The 19631-nt window shown below is 42.6% G+C and carries 21 protein-coding genes; 13 read left to right on the top strand and 8 right to left on the bottom strand.

All coding sequences use genetic code 11. The annotated features are described in order from the left end of the window. Position 1: 1 nt before the first annotated feature. The 5 genes from V7K32_RS20185 to pheS form a co-directional block, all read right to left on the bottom strand. Positions 2-622 carry a hypothetical protein gene (locus V7K32_RS20185; protein WP_334995578.1) on the bottom strand — a complete coding sequence of 207 codons (621 nt, stop codon included), beginning with the start codon at positions 620-622 and terminating at the stop codon, positions 2-4. A gap of 2 nt (positions 623-624) precedes the next feature. Next, positions 625-948, bottom strand: coding sequence for a DUF4926 domain-containing protein (locus V7K32_RS20180; protein WP_334995577.1), 324 nt, complete (start codon positions 946-948; stop codon positions 625-627). Then, positions 945-1277, bottom strand: a complete 333-nt coding sequence (locus V7K32_RS20175) for a DUF6883 domain-containing protein (protein WP_334995576.1) — start codon at positions 1275-1277, stop codon at positions 945-947. The genes V7K32_RS20180 and V7K32_RS20175 overlap by 4 nt, the downstream gene beginning before the upstream one ends. Before the next feature lie 85 nt (positions 1278-1362). After that, positions 1363-1938, bottom strand: a complete 576-nt coding sequence (locus tag V7K32_RS20170; RefSeq protein WP_334995575.1) for a Uma2 family endonuclease — start codon at positions 1936-1938, stop codon at positions 1363-1365. 164 nt (positions 1939-2102) lie between these two features. Continuing rightward, positions 2103-3095, bottom strand: a complete 993-nt coding sequence (pheS, locus tag V7K32_RS20165) for a phenylalanine--tRNA ligase subunit alpha (RefSeq protein ID WP_334995574.1) — start codon at positions 3093-3095, stop codon at positions 2103-2105. Positions 3096-3484: 389 nt separating this feature from the next. On the opposite strand from pheS, the gene surE reads away from it, so the two are divergent. The 13 genes from surE to V7K32_RS20100 all read left to right on the top strand — a co-directional run bounded on the left by surE (position 3485) and on the right by V7K32_RS20100 (position 16404). Next, positions 3485-4282, top strand: a complete 798-nt coding sequence (gene surE, locus V7K32_RS20160; RefSeq protein ID WP_334995573.1) for a 5'/3'-nucleotidase SurE — start codon at positions 3485-3487, stop codon at positions 4280-4282. Positions 4283-4580: 298 nt separating this feature from the next. Further along, positions 4581-5477 carry an MBL fold metallo-hydrolase gene (locus V7K32_RS20155; protein WP_334995572.1) on the top strand — a complete coding sequence of 299 codons (897 nt, stop codon included), beginning with the start codon at positions 4581-4583 and terminating at the stop codon, positions 5475-5477. Between the two features lie 619 nt (positions 5478-6096). Beyond that, positions 6097-7155 carry a bifunctional riboflavin kinase/FAD synthetase gene (locus V7K32_RS20150; RefSeq protein WP_334995571.1) on the top strand — a complete coding sequence of 353 codons (1059 nt, stop codon included), beginning with the start codon at positions 6097-6099 and terminating at the stop codon, positions 7153-7155. Between the two features lie 258 nt (positions 7156-7413). Further along, positions 7414-8322 (top strand): AAA family ATPase, encoded by a 909-nt coding sequence (locus tag V7K32_RS20145; RefSeq protein WP_334995570.1) that lies wholly within the window; start codon positions 7414-7416, stop codon positions 8320-8322. Between the two features lie 389 nt (positions 8323-8711). Continuing rightward, positions 8712-8840 carry a hypothetical protein gene (locus V7K32_RS20140; RefSeq protein WP_334995569.1) on the top strand — a complete coding sequence of 43 codons (129 nt, stop codon included), beginning with the start codon at positions 8712-8714 and terminating at the stop codon, positions 8838-8840. 149 nt (positions 8841-8989) lie between these two features. Further along, complete coding sequence (locus V7K32_RS20135) at positions 8990-9601, top strand: cytochrome C (protein ID WP_334995568.1); 612 nt, start codon at positions 8990-8992, stop codon at positions 9599-9601. Between the two features lie 294 nt (positions 9602-9895). Continuing rightward, positions 9896-12688 (top strand): preprotein translocase subunit SecA, encoded by a 2793-nt coding sequence (gene secA / locus V7K32_RS20130; protein WP_334995567.1) that lies wholly within the window; start codon positions 9896-9898, stop codon positions 12686-12688. Positions 12689-12960: 272 nt separating this feature from the next. Next, positions 12961-13548, top strand: coding sequence for a hypothetical protein (locus V7K32_RS20125; protein ID WP_334995566.1), 588 nt, complete (start codon positions 12961-12963; stop codon positions 13546-13548). A gap of 560 nt (positions 13549-14108) precedes the next feature. Further along, positions 14109-14315, top strand: a complete 207-nt coding sequence (locus V7K32_RS20120) for a hypothetical protein (protein ID WP_334995565.1) — start codon at positions 14109-14111, stop codon at positions 14313-14315. Positions 14316-14527: 212 nt separating this feature from the next. After that, positions 14528-15220 carry a DUF3800 domain-containing protein gene (locus tag V7K32_RS20115; RefSeq protein WP_334995564.1) on the top strand — a complete coding sequence of 231 codons (693 nt, stop codon included), beginning with the start codon at positions 14528-14530 and terminating at the stop codon, positions 15218-15220. 201 nt (positions 15221-15421) lie between these two features. Further along, entirely contained in the window at positions 15422-15649 is a 228-nt protein-coding gene (locus tag V7K32_RS20110) for a hypothetical protein (protein ID WP_334995563.1), read from the top strand. Further along, positions 15650-16024 carry a type II toxin-antitoxin system VapC family toxin gene (locus V7K32_RS20105; RefSeq protein WP_334995606.1) on the top strand — a complete coding sequence of 125 codons (375 nt, stop codon included), beginning with the start codon at positions 15650-15652 and terminating at the stop codon, positions 16022-16024. 47 nt (positions 16025-16071) lie between these two features. Further along, entirely contained in the window at positions 16072-16404 is a 333-nt protein-coding gene (locus tag V7K32_RS20100) for a low molecular weight protein tyrosine phosphatase family protein (protein ID WP_334995562.1), read from the top strand. Positions 16405-16459: 55 nt separating this feature from the next. On the opposite strand, the gene V7K32_RS20095 is transcribed toward V7K32_RS20100, so the two are convergent. From V7K32_RS20095 to V7K32_RS20085, 3 genes are all read right to left on the bottom strand, one after another. Continuing rightward, complete coding sequence (locus V7K32_RS20095; RefSeq protein ID WP_334995561.1) at positions 16460-16945, bottom strand: GNAT family N-acetyltransferase; 486 nt, start codon at positions 16943-16945, stop codon at positions 16460-16462. 105 nt (positions 16946-17050) lie between these two features. Beyond that, complete coding sequence (locus V7K32_RS20090) at positions 17051-18652, bottom strand: 2-isopropylmalate synthase (RefSeq protein WP_334995560.1); 1602 nt, start codon at positions 18650-18652, stop codon at positions 17051-17053. Positions 18653-18747: 95 nt separating this feature from the next. Then, positions 18748-19269, bottom strand: a complete 522-nt coding sequence (locus tag V7K32_RS20085; protein ID WP_041565194.1) for a LabA-like NYN domain-containing protein — start codon at positions 19267-19269, stop codon at positions 18748-18750. Positions 19270-19631 lie beyond the last annotated feature (362 nt).

Below are 19631 nucleotides of genomic sequence, written 5' to 3'. Positions count from 1 at the left end.
TCTAACCACCTTGATACTTGTAAGACCGAAGTCTAACGATGTATTCAAGGACTTTTGACTGAACCTCATTGAAGAATTTCTCTTGAATTTTTTCAACATCAAGTTTTCTAGCAAACTCAACTTCTGAAATAATTTCCTGGCATTCGTCTATTGTTGCTCCATTTACTGCTCCATATAGTATCCCAGTTGGATATTCATGAATACAATACTGAAGCCATCGAATCTGAATATTTAGTAAGTCTTTATGTACTTCATTATTGTTGGGAGCGAGCAAGTAACATTCTTTGAGTAACCCATAGTCTGTTTTAAAGTCAATCTGCTTATGGAGATGCTTTGCTCTATAAAAATTGTTAGCTGTACGAGCAAGCCACAAAACTGACCAAGGATCGCGCTTTTGATAACCGCTAAGAAGAACAGGAAATACAACCTGTTCATAAAGCTCATAGCGAATTATATGCGATCCAGATTCGTATTCTTGAGTTTCCAGAAACTTGTGAGTCCACAATTCTTTCTCGGCAAATGAAGCAAATGAAGCAAGAAACTGCTGAAGGTGTTGTCTGGCTTGGGTGCGAAAACCAAGTTTTTTATAATGCAAGTACTGTTTGTAATACTCAAGCTCCATACCTAACTCTGATGCTCAGACTCTTCTTTTTGCAAGAGAAAATCGAGATAGTCTTGTAATTGCAACAGCCTCGCTTCAGATAGCTGGCGTAACTTGGCTAAAATTATTTCTTCTTGCTGCCACTGGGCAATGGGGATAATTTGAGATGCTGGTACTTCGATTGTGACATGGGGCAAATCAAACCCTTCCAGACTATACCCGTCTTCTTCCCCTTCAGGCATAGGGTAATGTTCCACAATTGTTGCAACATTCCCGCGTTTCAGGTTGTATTCTGGTAAATCCTGCGCTAAGGCGACTTGGGAGAATAGGGGGTGTTCTAACTTCATAAGTTTGCTCCTTGATCTGGTACTAAGGTGACAAATTTGGTTGTATTGTTAGCAACCATCCAAATGGTTAAAATATTGAGTTCAACGCCATTGATTCCTCGCAGATACCCACGAATGGCATACTTTTCACCATAGCGAGTTATTTCGATCGCCTCGGCAGGTTGCGTTAAAACTTGAGTCCGTAGATCCTGTTTCAGTTGTTGCCAATTATCTAGTGTGTACCCAGCGCTAGCCAGAAATTTAGATTTATCGTCTTTTGGCAATGGCACAAGCAGATACTTGGTTAGCTTTTCTTCTGCGATTATTGCATCCTGCGGTAAAAAGGCCATCGACTCATGGCATGAATTTTGGGTAGGAATTATTGACTAAATTTTACTCTAAGATCCTAATTGTCTGGGGATTTGAGATATTGTTTTATCCAGCGTTGAGTATTTGCTCTGCGGTTAGTTGTAAATCTGGGAAAATAATAGAAGCGATCGCACTATTTCCCGTAAATCTGGTTTCTTCATAAAACCCGTCAACTAATATCAGTACGGTAACTCTGTTCATTTGAGGGTCAACAATCCAATATTCAGCAATTCCCCTTGCAGCATACTCAGAACGTTTGTAGCGATAGTCCCGATCTTCGTTAGCTTTGCCAGGAGAAACGACCTCGACAACCAGCGCCGGCGGTGGCATATCTAAAGTGATTGTCGATCGCGTTGCCCCTTCTAAGGCTGTTGCCAGTTCATCTGTCAGCACAACTAAGTCAGGAATGCGAGTTGTTGCACGAGATCCAGCAACAACAATTTCAACTTTGTTACTTAAGCGATTAACTGGGACGAATTTGAGGAAATTTACCAGCAAAAAAAGAGATATCTCGACATTTTTTGGGCTTTCGGGCGGCATTGCAACTAACTCACCTGCCACCAGTTCATATTGGTTATCCGTGCGATCGTCATACTTCAAATATTCCTCAAGCGTCAGATTTTTGCCAGTGATTACGGTCATATCACCTCAATATAAATTAGTATTGATAGTTTACCAAATCCATCAATCCTAGTCTATTATTTAAAACCACAGATAACTCATGGATATTTATCTGTGGTTATATTTTCATCCAATTGACTTTTGCAAATTTAGTAACCGCCTGAATATTTAAAGCGATCGCTTCCCTAAAATTGCTGCAAAAATCGTAAATCGCTAGCATACAAGCGGCGAATATCATCCATTTGATGTAACACCATTGCAAAGCGTTCTACACCAAAACCGGCAGCAAACCCTGTATAAACTTCTGGGTCATAGCCCACAGACTTAAGTACATTTGGATCGACCATACCGCAGCCCATCACCTCTAACCAGCGCCCATTCCACTGCAAATCTACCTCAGCCGAGGGTTCGGTAAAGGGGAAATAACTGGCGCGGAAGCGAATTGGTAACTCGCCAAATATTGCTTGTAAAAATACCTTAATTGTGCCTTTGAGGTCTGTAAAAGTTAGTCCCTCGTCAATGGCTAAAAGTTCTATTTGATGGAAAACTGCTGAGTGAGTCGCGTCTACATTATCTCGCCGATAAACTCGCCCTGGAGCCACAACCCGAATTGGTGGTTCTTCTCTTTCCATGTAACGAATTTGCACTGAGGATGTATGAGTCCGTAAAAGATTGCCATCTGGTAGGTAGAAGGTATCCTGCATATCACGGGCGGGGTGGTCAGGCGGGGTATTAAGAGCCTCGAAATTATAGTAATCTGTTTCCATCTCTGGCCCTTGAGCCACGGTGTAGCCCATACCGACAAAAATATCGAGTGCGCGGTCAATAATTCCATTGAGGGGATGAATTCGACCTTGGGGGCTGTAAATTCCCGGCATAGTAACATCCAGAGTTTCAGCCTCTAGCTGTAGCTGAATTTGGGCGGCTTCTAAGGCGACGCGTTGCTGGTCTAGACTAGTTTGCAGAGATTCTTTGACTGTATTGGCGATCGCTCCAATTTTTGGCCGTTCCTCTGCGCTCATTTGCCCCATACTTCGCAACAGCGCCCCCAGTTCCCCTTTTTTACCCAGATAGTTAACTCTGAGTTCCTCCAGACGTTCTAGGGTGTCGGCGGCTGCGATCGCTTTTTCTCCTGACTGCCGCAGTGCTAAAAGTTGAGCTTCTAAATTGCTAGTCATTAGTTATTAGTCATTGGTCATTAGTCATTAGTCTATATTCAAAAGCTGTAAGCTGCTCGATAAATCAACTTACAGCTATGGCATCAATATCAGCCAAAGGGGAGGTTTCCGCCCATCAGAACTTTTCAAGACGAATTTTTAATTTTGAACTCTGCCTTGCGGTAGTAGTACAGCTTGACATAAATGCAGGTAACATCTCAATATCCAGCTAAAATGCATCTCAATTAACTAGACAAAAAGCTGAAAGCCCCTTGTTAAAAGTAGGCAAACTTCCGCCACAGTCTACTAATGAGTATGTATATTTTTTTGCTGCTGTGACATCAGACATTGACAAATGGCTAATAACAAATAACAAATAACTAATGACCAATGACCAATGACTAATGACTATGAAATTACTAATTAGCAACGATGACGGCATTTCTGCCTTGGGTATTCGTACTCTAGCCAACTACTTGGCAGAGGCAGGTCATGATGTGAGTGTAGTTTGCCCAGATCGAGAGCGATCGGCAACTGGACACGGATTAACTTTACACCAACCCATTCGCGCCGAAATTGTTGAAGAGATTTTTCATCCTGCTGTCAAAGCTTGGGCTTGCGATGGTACCCCTTCAGATTGCGTCAAATTGGCTCTGTGGGCTTTGCTAGATACTCCCCCCGATTTAGTTCTCTCTGGCATTAATCAAGGTGCAAATTTGGGAACTGAAATTTTGTATTCCGGCACTGTTTCTGCGGCAATGGAAGGTTTAATTGAAGGCATTCCCAGTGTAGCATTGAGTCTGATTAGTCACACCTCTAAAGACTTTCAACCTGCTGCTAAGTTTGCCAAAATTCTCCTAGACCAGTTAGCCCAAAAACCTTTGCCAGATTTAATGTTGCTCAACGTCAATATTCCTGCCGTTAAGTGGGAAGAAATTGCCGGAGTTACTCTCACCCGTCAAGGAGTGCGGCGTTACATTGATGTGTTTAATAAACGAGTTGATCCTCGTGGAAAAACGTACTACTGGTTAACCGGAGAGGTAATTGAGGATGTAGAACCCCCAACCGGATTAAATCTGCTTCCAAATGTACCGTTAGATGTGCATGTTGTACGTAAAAACTACATCAGTATAACGCCGTTACAATATAATCTTACTTACGTAGATGGGCTAAATAAATTGTCTGACTGGGAATTCAATTTTCTGTAAATCATTTGATTTATCAGGATAAAACTAAAATTATTTAAATGCATTAGAGAAAAATGTAGGCTATAACGTAGGGGCGCTCTTGAAAAACCGATACACATCCACCCTAAAAACCAGAAAATTCTACTTGAGACGATCTCATCCACATTTACACAATCAGCCAGAAACAGGGTATGCTGTTTTACCAAGAAATCCTTCCTCCAGCAAAATCGGTAAGACAGCATAAATTTAGACAAAATCAATAACAATCAATTTTTCCACTTATCGCCCGCTCAGTCCAGCCAGCCAGCAAGCAATACCCATGTCTAGGATAGAGAACCAATTTACCGTACAATTTTGGGGCGTTCGCGGCAGCATCCCCAGCCCAGGGCCAAACACCGTTCGTTACGGCGGTAATACCCCTTGCATATCAATGCAAGCGGGCGATAAACGCTTAGTTTTCGATGCTGGCACGGGACTACATGTTTTGGGGCAATCTTTGTTGCGCCAAATGCCGTTAGAAGCTCATATATTTTTTACCCACTCTCACTGGGATCACATGCAGGGTTTTCCCTTCTTTACCCCAGGATTTGTGAAGGGGAATGACTTTCATATCTACGGCGCGATCGCACCTGATGGTTCTACCATAGAACAGCGCCTCAATGACCAGATGTTACACCCGAACTTTCCCGTACCCTTGCAGATTATGCAAGCCAATTTAAGTTTCTACGATATTCGACCGGGGCAACCAATCCACATCGATGACCTTACCGTAGAAACAGCACCTTTAAACCATCCAGGTGAAGCCATAGGATACCGCGTCAACTGGCGTGGTGGTGCTGCTACTTATATCACTGATACCGAACATTTTCCCGACCGGCTCGATGATAATGTGCTGTGGCTAGCTCGTAATGCCGACATTCTGATTTACGATTCCACCTACACAGACGAGGAATACTATTCGCCCAAATCCCCGAAAATTGGCTGGGGACATTCTACCTGGCAAGAAGCAGTGAAAGTGGCACAAGCTGCTAACGTCAAAACTCTGGTGATTTACCACCACGACCCCGCGCACGATGACGACTTTTTGGATTGTGTAGGGAAAGAAGCAGCTGCGAAATTTCCTGGGGCGATCATGGCACGGGAAGGATTGGTACTTCAGATTCCCACCTCAGTTGTCTTATCAGAATCTTTTCCTGTTAGTAAGTTTTCTACCTAAAGATTGCGATCGGAGGAATTGGAGATTTTAGATTAGATTGGTGATCAGAAGCTTTCAGCGCGAGAGCGTACCTGTTGGCTGTAGCTGAGACAGCGCTGCCGTTGTCACGCCAACCATAGGATAAGGGCGACAACAGGAGGACTACTTTATAGCACCAACACAGCCCAGACACCCACAGACGCCCTAAGATTGCGGCTGATCGAATTGTAAAACTTCGTTGCAGTCTCAACAAGGAACTAGAGCCTTTTTAGCTCTAGTATTTGGGGTTATCTGGACTTAGTAATTAGCTGTCAAGCTAATAGCACAAGATACCATCTTGGGCAACTTCCCGTGGGTTAGGAAAGTGGATTAAATAAAATGCAAAACTTCATCAATTATCACGATCCCTCTCCAATATATCGGAGAGGGATTGAGGGTGAGGTAACCCAGGGACATAAATTGTATGTTATTTAATTCTTATTCCTTAGGCTTTTGGCTGATAGCTAAAAGGGGTAGCATGAACACCCTGGCCGATCGCACAAAACCTCATGGGCAGTTGGTGAATGTCCTCCTCAAGGCGGTTTACCATAAGGTAGCTTCCTGCTGATAGCTAAAATAAACCTAAAATCTCAGAATCCACGTGCTAAATTTGTCTCAAAATGGGTGTTCTGTGTGGGTTGCTTCTTCTAGCGTTGGGCTACTAACGCCGACTGCTGTTGCCCTTGGCAAGTTTGATGGTGTTCATCTTGGTCATCAAAGGGTAATTCAGCCAGTCTTGCACGCTGATGGTCAGTTGTCAGTAGCTAGTAGTCCGCAGTCAAAGGAAAATCAAGAATATATTTACTCAACAGTTGTCACCTTTGACCCCCATCCACAGGAATTTTTTACGGGGCAGCCCCGGAGTTTATTAACGCCACTGGATGAAAAAGTCCAACAATTGCGATCGCTTGGGGTAGAACAACTGGTACTACTACCCTTTGACAAAGAACTATCTGCTTTGACCCCCGAAGAATTCGTCCAAAAAATTCTTGTGCAGCAACTGCGATGCCAGCAAATTAGCATCGGGCAGGATTTTTGTTTTGGCGAAAAGCGCAGTGGTACTGCCAAAGATTTGCAATTAATCGCCGCCAAGCACAATATCCCCGTTACCATCGTTCCCTTACAAACTTATACAGGTAACTCGCCCACCGAAAGCAGTTGCCTCAGTACGAATCCTACTCAGGATGCCCGCATTAGCACTTCATTAATTCGCCAAACCCTTGAGCAAGGCGACATCAAAAATGCAAATCTACTACTAGGACGCCCCTACACTCTCCTTGGTGTTGTCGTTCAAGGTCAACAATTGGGCAGAACAATTGGCTTTCCCACCGCCAACCTCCAACTACCAAAAGAAAAGTTTTTGCCCCGCCAAGGAGTCTATGCTGTCCGCGTTTTCATTCTCAGTGAAACATCAGATGTCGCTCCTAGTGAAAGCTTGGGCGTGATGAATATCGGTAATCGCCCAACTGTAAATGGTACTTATTCATCTGCGGAAGTACATTTATTCGATTGGTCTGGTGATTTGTATGGCAAAAAATTAGCTGTAGAAATAGTGAAATTTTTGCGCCCTGAACAAAAATTTGCTTCTCTAGAAGCCCTGAAAACACAAATTCAACTTGACTGCGTTGTTGCCAAAGAAATTTTGAGTGCTGAAGCCTAAAGTTAAAAGTTAGGAGTTAGGAGTTAGGAGTTAGGAGTTAGGAGTTAGGAGTTAGGAGTTAGGAGTTAGGAGTTAAAAGTTAGGAGTTAGGAGTTAAAAGTTAGGAGTTAGGAGTTAAAAGTTAGGAGTTAGGAGTTAGGAGTTAGGAGTGGGAACAATGTATTTAGGGAAATTGAGCATTGGGCATTGTGAAAACTCTTCCCTCATCTCCCTCATCTCCCTCATCTCCCCACTCCCTACTCCCTACTCCCGCACCGCATGAGAGAAAAAATTGACGCTTTAACACAAAATCTGGCTCTTACCATCGTTGGCAAAGCTGAGGCAATACGTTTAGTGCTAGTAGCCTTGCTAGGTGGTGGTCATGCCTTGCTAGAAGATGTCCCTGGTGTTGGTAAAACCCTACTGGCTAAATCTCTAGCTCGTTCACTGGATGGTAAGTTTCAACGGCTACAATGTACCCCCGATTTACTGCCAACTGACATTACTGGCACTAACATCTGGAACCCCAAAAGCGGCGAATTTACTTATCTTCCTGGGCCAATCTTTGCCAATATACTACTAGCTGACGAAATTAACCGCGCTACACCCCGCACTCAGTCAGCTTTATTAGAAGTCATGGAAGAACATCAGGTAACAGTTGATGGTGTCTCTCGTGCAGTTCCCCAGCCCTTTTTTGTCATTGCTACTCAAAACCCGATTGAGTATCAAGGTACTTTTCCGCTACCGGAAGCGCAAATGGATCGGTTCATGTTGTCGCTGAGTTTGGGCTATCCTTCCGAGGCAGAAGAACTCCAAATGCTGCAAAATCTCCAAAATGGTGTGAAGGTTGCTGATTTGCAGCCTTGTATTACCTTGGCAGAAGTACAGGAATTGCGTTACCTCTGCTCTCAAGTAAAAGTAGCACCCTCGTTGCAACAGTACATCCTCGAATTGGTGCGAGTAACACGGCAAGATGAAGAAATAGCCCTTGGTGTTAGTCCGCGTGGCACATTAGCATTACAACGGGCTGCTCAAGCGTTAGCTTTTCTCTTAGGGCGTGATTATGCGATTCCCGATGATGTGAAATTTCTCGTCCCTCATGTTCTTTGCCATCGCCTTATCCCAAGAGGTGGACGGAACGCAAGAACTGTTGTTGAGCGATTATTGCGATCGGTTTCTATTCCTTAAAGATAACTGTTGCTTTTAAGCTTTTACTTTAGGACTTACGCAAAAAACCTCTCAAACTTTTATGAAAAAAGGGAAGGTTTAAAACCTCGCCAGCAAGTGGCGCGAAACAGTCCTTGTATCCCAAGGCAGGTAGAAACCCCACCCCTATCGGGCTTGATTCAATTGCGAATTGCGAACGCACAAAGCGTGCCTCCGGCAAGAGTGCGAATTGGTTTCATTCCTCCGTGTCGCGCCAGTTGCTTCAAGTCTCTTAACCGCAAGGGCGCACTGCCTTCTCTGCGCCTAATAAGGTTCGATTTTCCGTTACCTGTGCGTAAGTAAGTGCTTTACAGTATAAGGTGAGAGTTCGCAACAGTAGTATCCAAAAAGGTAAGAGTGCTGGATAGTGATTGATTTATCAAATTGAAGCACCTACAAGTATTTTGCTATTAACGATTTATTCCAAATCTGACCGAGAAGATATTGGTGCAAATGAAATCCGAGATATTGTCGCTGATTTTTCTAGTGACTTTGGTTAAAACTGCTAAGAGATTTTTCCTTGTAATCTTGAGAGATGCACAGACGCAGAAGGGCTTGCCAATAGGCATTGCTATGTTGCTACTGCCAACGCTGGCTAAGTTCTATGATTAGCACAAGCGCCACTTCTAAATATCTAGGAATGTGAGGAATGTCAATTTTTGTTAAGCGCAAAATCCGCGATCGCAAAAATCGCCCATCAAAGAGCGATGCCTACGGCGGGCTACGCCAAGGCCTTGTACTACAGCAAAGCGCCGAACGCCAATTCAAACGTCAATTTTTCGGTTTACTTCTGGTAGTTGTAACCTGGAGCCTAGCTATGGGTTGGCTTCTAGCTTTGGCAACTAATGCCCATGCTACTCCTACCGCCGAAATTGGCACTGTTGACGTAGTACCTGCACAGTATCAATTAGGACAAGAACTGTATCTAGAAAACTGCTCCACATGCCACATCGGCTTACCGCCAGCCGTTTTACCCACCCAAACTTGGAAAAATCTCCTGCAAGACTCGCAGCACTACGGCGCACAACTAAAGCCTTTAGTCGATCCGCCACGCATCTTGGTGTGGAAATATCTTTCGACTTTCTCCCGTGTTCAGGGAGACGACGAAGAAACACCATATCGCCTTAATGACTCACGTTATTTCAAAGCTTTACATCCAGGAGTTAAATTACCACGTCCCGTCCAGCTTGGCAGCTGTGTTAGCTGTCATCAAGGCGCTAGTGATTACAATTTCCGCCGCCTGACAGCAGAATGGAAGTGAGGAGTTAGGAGTTGAAAAATTCATAACTCATAACTCATAACTCATAACTCTATTCCCCCGCTCCTTCTCTGGCCCCATCTGAGGGCAAAATGATACTATGAAGAAAGACTAAATAATCAGATAAGAGTTAAAACCAATCATTTAGTAAACTGATTGCCTCGTTTTTCTCCTGTTTTTGAGTTAATTCTCACTTGACACCCATCCACAACCAAGAAGGTTGGGTTGGGTTAAATGTTTATAATCAATGCCAAACCTTTAATTCCCATCCCCCTTGATTCAGTTCTATAATCTGCCATGCTAAAACTTTTGTTGGGTGACCCCAACGCTCGTAAGCTTAAAAAATACCAACCTTCTGTTACTGAAATTAACCTTCTTGAGGAAGAAATTAAGGTTCTTTCCGATGAGGAGTTAAAAGGTAAAACCGTCGAGTTTAAACAACGGTTTGCCAAAGGCGAAACTCTGGATGACCTATTGCCAGAAGCTTACGCCGTTGTCCGGGAAGCAGGACGACGAGTCTTAGGCTTGCGGCACTTTGATGTCCAAATGCTTGGCGGTATCATTTTGCATGTAGGGCAAATTGCCGAAATGAAAACTGGTGAGGGTAAAACGCTTGTAGCAACCTTACCGAGTTATTTAAATGGTCTTACTGGTAAAGGTGTACACGTCGTTACTGTAAACGATTACCTGGCTCGTCGGGATGCTGAATGGATGGGACAGGTGCATCGGTTCTTGGGGCTGAGTGTGGGGCTAATCCAGTCAACCATGACTCCCAGTGAACGCCAGAAAAACTATGATTGCGATATCACTTATGTCACCAACAGCGAGGTAGGGTTTGACTACCTGCGGGATAACATGGCGACATCAATGGCAGATGTGGTGCAACGCCCGTTTAATTATTGCGTGATTGACGAGGTAGACTCGATTTTAATTGATGAGGCGCGGACACCGCTAATTATTTCTGGGCAGGTGGAAAGACCTACAGAAAAGTATCTGCAAGCAGCTGAAATCGCATTCACACTTCAAAAAGATGAGCATTATGATGTGGATGAAAAAGCTCGTAACGTGCTTTTGACTGATGAAGGCTTTGCGGAATCCGAAAATCTTTTGGGAGTCACAGATTTATTTGACCCGGAAGATCCTTGGGCGCACTTCGTTTTCAATGCGATTAAAGCCAAAGAACTTTTTCTTAAGGATGTAAATTACATCGTCCGTAATGGCGAAGTGGTAATTGTAGATGAATTTACCGGTCGGGTGCTACCCGGACGGCGTTGGAGTGATGGATTACACCAGGCCATTGAAGCCAAAGAACACGTAGATATTCAGCCAGAAACTCAAACTCTAGCGACAATTACTTATCAAAATATGTTCTTGCTGTATCCAAAACTGGGTGGAATGACCGGAACGGCAAAAACCGAAGAACCGGAATTTGAAAAAATTTACAAAATCGAAGTTGCGGTAATTCCCACCAACCGCGATCGCAGACGCGAAGATTTGTCTGATATGGTCTTTAAGACAGAACCAGGCAAGTGGGGTGCGATCGCTAAAGAATGTGCCGAAATGCACGAACTTGGCAGACCTGTGTTAGTAGGAACCACTAGTGTAGAAAAGTCCGAATATCTCAGCCGACTATTGAAGGAGTTGACGATTCCTCACGAATTACTCAACGCCCGTCCCGAAAACGTCGAGCGTGAGGCGGAAATCGTCGCCCAAGCTGGACGAAAAGGTGCTGTGACCATTGCTACTAACATGGCTGGTAGAGGTACAGACATCATTTTGGGCGGGAACTCCGAATACATGGCACGTCTGAAGCTGCGGGAATACTTCATGCCCCGGATTGTGATGCCAGAAGATGAAGATAGCTTTGGCGTGCAAAGACCAGCCGGATTACCCACAGGACATGGTGGTGGTCAAGGCTTTGTCCCTGGTAAAAAAGTCAAAACTTGGCGGGCTTCGCCAGAAATTTTCCCCACCCAATTGACAAAAGAAACAGAAAAACTACTCAAAGATGCAGTAGAAATTGCGGTGCGTGAGTATGGCGATCGCAGTTTATCGGAACTGGAAGCAGAAGACAAGGTAGCTGTAGCCGCCGAAAAAGCTCCCATCGACGACCCTGTGATTCTGAAATTGCGAGAAGCTTACAACCGCGTTAAGCAGGAATACGAACAATTTACTACCCGCGAACATGATGAGGTAGTGGGAATCGGCGGTTTGCACGTAATTGGTACAGAACGCCACGAATCGCGGCGGATTGATAACCAGTTGCGCGGACGTGCAGGAAGACAAGGCGACCCTGGAACCACGAGATTCTTCCTCAGTTTAGAGGATAACCTACTACGGATTTTTGGAGGCGATCGCGTTGCTGGGTTAATGAATGCTTTCCAAGTGGAAGAAGATATGCCCATCGAATCTGGGATGCTTACCCGCAGTTTGGAAGGCGCACAGAAAAAAGTTGAAACCTACTACTATGACATTCGTAAGCAGGTATTTGAGTATGACGAAGTGATGAATAATCAACGTCGGGCTATTTATGCTGAACGTCGCCGGGTATTAGAAGGTCAAGACTTGAAAGAACAGGTAATCAAGTACGCCGAAAAAACGATGGATGACATCGTTGACTACTATATCAACGTAGACTTGCCCTCGGAAGAGTGGGAGTTAGCAAAGCTGGTTGAGAAAGTTAAAGAATTCGTCTATCTACTAGAGGATTTGCAGCCAAATCAATTGGAGGATATGTCAGTCAGCGAGATTAAAGCTTTTCTCCATGAACAGGTGCGAATTGCTTACGACCTCAAAGAAGCGCAAATTGACCAAGTTCAACCCGGACTTATGCGCCAAGCTGAACGCTTCTTTATCTTGCAACGCATTGATACTCTGTGGCGGGAACACCTGCAACAAATGGATGCCTTACGCGAATCAGTAGGATTACGTGGTTATGGGCAAAAAGACCCGTTGATTGAGTATAAGAGCGAGGGTTACGAACTCTTCTTGGATATGATGGTTAACATTCGCCGAGACGTTGTGTACTCGTTGTTCATGTTCCAGCCGCAGCCGCAGCAGATGATGCAGGCAGAATCAGAGATGGTGTAAGTAGAGAATATCTCATGCAGAGACGCAGAGGCGCAGAGAGTGCTTTTGCGTCTTTGTATTTTAAGGCATCTCTCAAAAATATTTTGTTTTCAGGAGTTTGCTGAAATGGGTAAGCTAGTACTGCCAAATCTTCAGGGCAAGCAAATGGGACAAGTAATAGTTACCCTCACAGTCACGAATCGAATTGATCAAGTTTTACTTAAAGCTAGTATTGTGGTATAAATATTAGGGTACATTTAAGTATTTATTTCTAGTTACTCAATCAACGAAAAATGATGAAAATTAATCAAGTTGCTTTACTATCTACTGCTACTGTGCTGGCAGTCCTCGCTAGTACAATCACTGGTAGCCAAGCAGCTACTGTAAACCAAGTTATCGATTTAGTGAATCCCCCCTATGCAGCAAATGAACCTCTTTTTAACTTTAGCGAAGCAGGTGTAGGTGCTTCAACAAACTACACCAACACCTTTATCACTGGTGAAGGTACTGCTCCAGCAATTAACAATAATAATAACGATACAGGTATCACATTTTCTAGTTTAGTCTACCAAATTCTAACTCCAAGTGCTGTATTTGGTGCTGTTACCTCAAATAATATCCCCCAAGTAACTCTTTCCTCAGATAACAAAACCGCCACCTTTAGTGGTTTCTCTCTAGCCGCTGGGCAAGGTTTTAGAGTCGATAGAACTGTTAGTGATGGGTCACCAGTACAATTTAAATTTACTGCTAATCCTAGTATACGTATACCCGAAGCTTCTTCAGTATTAGGCATCTTTGCTTTCGGTGCTGTAGGTATCGGTTATTCAATGAAGCGTAAATTAAACAGCAATAACTGGATTCAGCCAACTAGAAGCTTGTAGCCCTATGCATCATTTGTGTCAAACACAAAAAAGAATTTATAACTTTTAACAAAATTTTAACCGTATTCTCCCAAAGAACTTACTCTGCGGGTGTAGCAAAATCCAGAACTAGATAAAAATAAAAAGCCAGCAGGAGAGCGAGTTTCAGTCATTGACTCGCTTTCTTTTTTATATCTTTTATTTGTTTTTATACAGAACTCGATATAAAAACACGGCAGAGCCGGGGGTATTGGAGTCAGAGAAATAAATCCTTCTCAAATGCCTTACTTAACAAAAATTTACTTTCTAGTTCGGTGAGTAAATCACGACGGAGCGGGGGGGAAATTCGCCCCGCTTAAAACCCATCAATTGGCTCATCCAGTACCCCTAGCTCCGAGTTCATATCGACATTTAAAGCTGTTGATACATTACAGCATTTCCGGCTGTTATGAGGTACAGTAGCAGCAACTAGCTTTCCCAGTTTCTTAAATGTTGAGGATTTATTAAGTCGAGTGCAACTGAGATTAGTTTATCAACCATTTCTGTTGTACTTGGAGCAAAACTGCGTAAAAAATACTTGAGTGCAGCAGGGGCGGATTTTCCGAGATGTTGAACTTAGTATTGGAGAACGTCAAGGAACCTTTGATTGTCTGGAACTCACAGAAGTACCTTATGCCCTTTTGGGTGTAACGCTAATGGAAGTTTTAGGGTTAGAACCAGATATTAAAAATCGGAAGTTGCGGATTTTACCGATGAATTCTGAGCAAACTTATCTGAGTGTATTGTAAGCGATCGCTTACACTTGGCGTAGTTTTGGGGTTGTTTGTAGTGCGATCGCAGAGTAAGCTATTTTACTTTAATAACTAGGCAACCAGAGACAAGCTAGCCTATAAAGTAACTGATATAATATGAATAGCAGTCAAGAGGTCTGACCTTTTCAGATCGCGGAAGCTAGGTCTTCCCTTGACTGATTTTTATTGTCTAAAAATATAGAACAGCCATGTATTTGCTGTATGCAGATGAGTCTGGCACTACCCACGACTCAAACCAACAATATTTTGTACTGGCTGGATTTTGTGTATTTGAGCGCCAAGGATATTGGATTTCTGATCAGCTTGACCAAATTGCTGCTAGATTTGATCCAGCTGATCCAATATCAGTTGAATTGCACGGTAGTCCAATGCTGAGTGGTAGAGGAAAGTGGAGGACTTATCCTAAGAGCGACAGAGAGAAAGCTATTGAAGATATTTTGCAGATTTTCCTACAGTCACACCCAAGTAACCGACTATTCGCAAGTGTGATCAAGAAAACTGTAGTATCACCAAAAGACCCTGTTGAAGTTGCATTTGAACAACTAGCTAGTAGGTTTGATAGGTATTTGATCAGGCTGCACAAAAATGATAATACACAGAGAGGCATCATAATTTTTGACAAATCCACTTACGAGACAACGATTCAATCTTTAGCAACTGACTTTAGAACTATTGGATACAGTTGGGGTGTTATCAGAAATTTTTCGGAAGTGCCTTTATTTTTAGACTCAAAAGCTTCGAGACTAATTCAACTTGCTGATCTACTCGCTTACGCAATTTTCAGACATTTTGAAAAGGGAGATAGCAGGTTTTTCTCTATCATTCAGTCTAGATTTGATTCTGAAGGCGGTATAGTTCATGGATTACATATACAGCAATAAAATTATATTTATCTAAGACCACACTCCAATGCAACTTTCTGAAGCTGAACAGAATGCGATCGCTTACACTTGGGGTAGTTTTGGGGTTGTCTGTAGTGCGATCGCAAAGTAAAATACTTTATCTAAACAGTTAAACTGTAGAGCTACAGCTAACCCTAAGCCCAACTAGAATAAGTTTAGGATGTTGGACAGGAGAGCAAAATGGATACATCTATCCTTGATCAGGTAATTGAGCAACTGAAAGTTATGCCCCAACACTTGCAGTCGCAAGTGCTTGAATTTGCACGCACCTTGGCAGATTCCAAAATTCTAGGTGTTTCAGGTCAGCAACTACTACGTTTTGCAGGTTCAATACCAACAGATGACATCCAGTTGATACGCGAAGCAATTGAACAGGACTGTGAGCAGGTTGATACCAATGAATGGTAGATACTTGCTACTAACATTGTTATTGCTCTCTTTGCGGATGAATTAGCAGTCAAACACAGCCTTGGAGAGGCGCACGAGGTATTCATCCCCAGCATTGCAGTTGGTGAGTTGTGTTACGGCGCAAGAAAATCAGGACGCTTAAAAGATAATTTAGAACGTATTGACGAATTTATAGCCAACATTACTGTACTCGGATGTGATGCAGAAACTGCTAAACATTATGGTGAGGTCAAAAACAAGTTACGTTTAAAAGGGCGACCGTTGCCTGAAAACGATATTTGGATTGCAGCACTTACAGTCCAATATAATTTAACGTTAGTTACACGCGATGCTCACTTTGAGGAGGTTGAAAACCTACGAGCAGTGACTTGGTGATTTAATGAAAGTTGCGATAAATGGCTAAACAAAATTTATACTAATCCATGAAAAAGCTCTTATTTATCTGTAGCCAGAATAAATTGCGAAGTCCCACCGCCGAGGCTGTGTTTTCTGAATATGAAGGACTTGAAACAGACTCGGCAGGTTTGGATCGCTATGCCCAAGTACCACTTTCAACCGAGGCGATCACATGGGCTGATATGATCTTTGTGATGGAAAAATCCCATAAAAATAAGCTATCGAAAAATTTTCAGCCCTTTCTTAAAGATAAAAAAATTATCTGTTTAGATATACTAGATGAATATGAATATATGGAATTAGCTTTAATTGAATTGTTAAAACAGAAAGTGCTACCCATATTAAAAATTAAAAAATGAACTAACTTTTGGGAGATGAGTCTACAAACAATTCTGCTGATAGGCAAAAAAATTGCTATACTTCAATTAAATCTAATTGCATTATATTCCCTTCAGAGAAACCAAGGCTGGAGTAAACTGGTTTACCCAATGGTGAGGCGTTAAGAAGCACTCGCGTGCAACCGCTCACTTTTAAATATTCAATTGCTCTATTAGTTAAGCATTTAGCAATGCTTTGTCTGCGGTAAGATTGTTCAACGTAAACGCCCCAAATATATCCAAATTTGCGGTATTTATCTTTGAAAACATTTGGGATGCTCTCTGCAAAAAGTTGACAGCTTGCAGAACCCACAACTGTATTATCAACCTCTGCAACAAAAGCCTTGTAAAACAAATCTCGACGCGCCTGTTCTATGAATTTGAGGGTAATCTTCTGCCAATCAAGTTGGATATTACTCTCATGAACACCAATATCTAGCCACATTTGGTAAAAGTGTTTTGCAATCAGTGAGTCTTCTTCGGTAGTGGCTTCTCTGATAGTGATATGTTTTTCTGTCAGCATAATTTTTCAACAAATTTTCGTAACTCACACCTAACTCCTCCCCAAGTCGGGAAGGAGTTTTTTAGCATCAGCTAAAATACAAGGTGCGGTGCTTGTATTACGATCTCAGACTTTCTGTGCAGATACTTCTGGCTTTTCTTGCCTTTGCAACGCCGAATACAGCCTATTGAGCGCATTTACATAAGCTTGCGCGGATGCCACGATGATATCTGTGTTCGCTGCATGACCAGAAAATACTTTAGATTCATAACGCAAACGAATCGTTACTTCTCCAATAGCATCAATACCGCCTGTTACTGACTGCACAGAAAACTCAATCAACTCGTTGGGGACATTCACCACACGGTTGATAGCCTTGTAAACGGCATCCACTGGCCCAGTACCGATCGCAGCATCGGTTAATTCTTCACCGTCTGGGGTACGCAAGGTAACTGTAGCTGTAGGACGGGCGTTGCTACCACAGGAAACTTGCACCAATTCGACTCGGAACAAATCGGGTGCTTGTTGGATTTCATCGTTAACGATCGCTTCCAAATCCCAATCAGAAATATCTTTCTTTTTATCTGCTACTTCTTTGAATCTGACGAATGCTTTATTTAACTCAGTATCTGACAGTTCAAAGCCCAATTCTTTCAATCGGGTACGGAAAGCATTTCTACCGGAATGTTTGCCCAAAACTATTTGATTGTCTGTTAAACCAATCAATTGGGCATCCATAATTTCGTAGGTGAGCTTATTTTTTAGCACACCATCTTGGTGAATCCCAGACTCATGAGCAAAAGCATTCGCCCCGACGATCGCTTTATTTGGTTGTACTAACATTCCCGTCAAATTGGAAACTAAGCGTGAGGTTTTGTAAATTTGCCGAGTGTCGATATTTGTCAGGGATTCTTGAGATTCTTCTGGTCTTCCTAAAAAGGGATTAAAATATTGTCGCCGCACATGCAACGCCATCACCAATTCTTCTAGTGATGCATTTCCGGCGCGTTCGCCAATGCCATTGATGGTACATTCTAGTTGGCGGGCGCCATTTTTCACGGCTTCTAAGAAGTTAGCAACTGCCAAGCCTAAATCATTATGACCGTGAACGGAAATAATCGCTTGGTCGATGTTGGGGACATTTTCGATAATCCCCTTAATGATTGCCCCAAACTCGCTAGGGGTGGTATAACCGACAGTATCGGGAATGTTAACTGTTGTTGCACCAGCTGCGATCGCTCTCTCTACCACTTGGTAAAGAAATTCTGGATCGGAACGAGCCGCATCCATCGGCGAAAATTCTACATCTTTCATGAAGGACTTGGCATAAGCTACCATTTCTTCGGCGATCGCTAGCACTTCTGCCCGCGACTTCCGCAACTGATACTCTAAATGGATATCAGAAGTCGAAATAAATGTATGAATTCTGGCGTTAACTGCCGGTTTTAATGCTTCTGCGGCTGCTTCAATATCTGCTTTAATCGCTCTTGCCAAACTGCAAATTACTGGGCCATTTTCTGTCCCCACAATTTTGGCAATCTTGCTGACTGCTTCAAAATCTCCGGGACTCGCAAAGGCAAAGCCTGCCTCAATTATATCCACACCCAGACGCGCTAGTTGCTTGGCAATAACTAGCTTCTCGTCTATATTCAGAGTTGCTCCTGGACACTGCTCTCCATCTCGCAATGTCGTATCAAAAATGATGATTCGGTCTGTTTTGTTTGTCATTTGCGCTTTGTTGTTTCGTGTTTACTTGTGGCTCAATATATCTTCAACCTTAGTTTTTCTTTTACTCTTACCTTTGTAAATAATTGCTAAGAATACTAACCTTCTGTTTTTTCTATTTGATCTCTGATATCATTTAAATCTATATATCTGTCAGTAGCATTTCGGAGTTCTCTAGCGATCATTCCTTCGGTCGATACTACTGTAATATGTGTATTTTTTGAGCGTAATAATTCGATTGCTCTTTCAAAATCTCCATCACCACTGAATAATACTACTCGGTCATACTGGTCTACTGTATTAAACATATCTACAACAATTTCAATATCTAAATTCGCTTTTTGCGAGTAACGACCAGAGGTATCATCATAATATTCTTTAAGAATTTTAGTTCTAACTGTATATCCCAGACTAATTAGAGCATCTCTAAAACCTCGTTGATCTTGTGGGTCTTTTAAGCCAGTGTACCAGAAGGCGTTAATTAATGTTGTCTCTGATTGCTCATGTTTGAAGTATTCTAAAACTCGCCGCGGGTCAAAAAACCAACCATTTTTTTGTTGAGCATAGAACATATTGTTTCCGTCTACAAAAATAGACAGACGATTCATTGGAGAACCCATACAAATTTACACCTAATAATATATATGAATTTAGATGGAACAATAGATTATAGCAATTTTCAAATGCCTTGTTTGCTAATATCTATAAACTAACTCTTCATCTGTAGCTTTTATCCTACCTCTTTCAAGGCATAAAAACGCCTGCAACATTGGAGTTGAGATCCTGGGTGCTAAACCTTATTCACCTCCGGCACTGCAAGAGCCACCCTGCGATCAAAATCTACCAATAAAATTGAACTAGTAACAGCATTTATAACTGTATAACACTAAATTTTACTCCTAAAGAGGTATGCCTTATGCTTAGGGTAGGATATAAGTTGATGCCTATCTATAGGTTTAGCTTTCAGTATAAGGATACGCTT

Origin of the sequence: Nostoc sp. (assembly GCF_036917635.1) — a bacterium.
Taxonomy (GTDB): domain Bacteria; phylum Cyanobacteriota; class Cyanobacteriia; order Cyanobacteriales; family Nostocaceae; genus Nostoc.
Note: the sequence above shows the minus strand (reverse complement) of the source record. Positions and strands in the feature narration are given on the sequence as shown.

Coding starts and splice junctions, on each gene's coding strand:
- V7K32_RS20175 (WP_334995576.1), bottom strand. CDS start 1,277: ATGGCCTTTTTACCGCAGGATGCAATAATCGCAGAAGAAAAGCTAACC.
- V7K32_RS20180 (WP_334995577.1), bottom strand. CDS start 948: ATGAAGTTAGAACACCCCCTATTCTCCCAAGTCGCCTTAGCGCAGGAT.
- V7K32_RS20090 (WP_334995560.1), bottom strand. CDS start 18,652: ATGACAAACAAAACAGACCGAATCATCATTTTTGATACGACATTGCGA.
- V7K32_RS20155 (WP_334995572.1), top strand. CDS start 4,581: ATGTCTAGGATAGAGAACCAATTTACCGTACAATTTTGGGGCGTTCGC.
- V7K32_RS20115 (WP_334995564.1), top strand. CDS start 14,528: ATGTATTTGCTGTATGCAGATGAGTCTGGCACTACCCACGACTCAAAC.
- V7K32_RS20135 (WP_334995568.1), top strand. CDS start 8,990: ATGTCAATTTTTGTTAAGCGCAAAATCCGCGATCGCAAAAATCGCCCA.
- surE (WP_334995573.1), top strand. CDS start 3,485: ATGAAATTACTAATTAGCAACGATGACGGCATTTCTGCCTTGGGTATT.
- V7K32_RS20170 (WP_334995575.1), bottom strand. CDS start 1,938: ATGACCGTAATCACTGGCAAAAATCTGACGCTTGAGGAATATTTGAAG.
- V7K32_RS20085 (WP_041565194.1), bottom strand. CDS start 19,269: ATGGGTTCTCCAATGAATCGTCTGTCTATTTTTGTAGACGGAAACAAT.
- V7K32_RS20095 (WP_334995561.1), bottom strand. CDS start 16,945: ATGCTGACAGAAAAACATATCACTATCAGAGAAGCCACTACCGAAGAA.
- V7K32_RS20125 (WP_334995566.1), top strand. CDS start 12,961: ATGATGAAAATTAATCAAGTTGCTTTACTATCTACTGCTACTGTGCTG.
- V7K32_RS20145 (WP_334995570.1), top strand. CDS start 7,414: ATGAGAGAAAAAATTGACGCTTTAACACAAAATCTGGCTCTTACCATC.
- V7K32_RS20100 (WP_334995562.1), top strand. CDS start 16,072: ATGAAAAAGCTCTTATTTATCTGTAGCCAGAATAAATTGCGAAGTCCC.
- V7K32_RS20185 (WP_334995578.1), bottom strand. CDS start 622: ATGGAGCTTGAGTATTACAAACAGTACTTGCATTATAAAAAACTTGGT.
- V7K32_RS20110 (WP_334995563.1), top strand. CDS start 15,422: ATGGATACATCTATCCTTGATCAGGTAATTGAGCAACTGAAAGTTATG.
- secA (WP_334995567.1), top strand. CDS start 9,896: ATGCTAAAACTTTTGTTGGGTGACCCCAACGCTCGTAAGCTTAAAAAA.
- pheS (WP_334995574.1), bottom strand. CDS start 3,095: ATGACTAGCAATTTAGAAGCTCAACTTTTAGCACTGCGGCAGTCAGGA.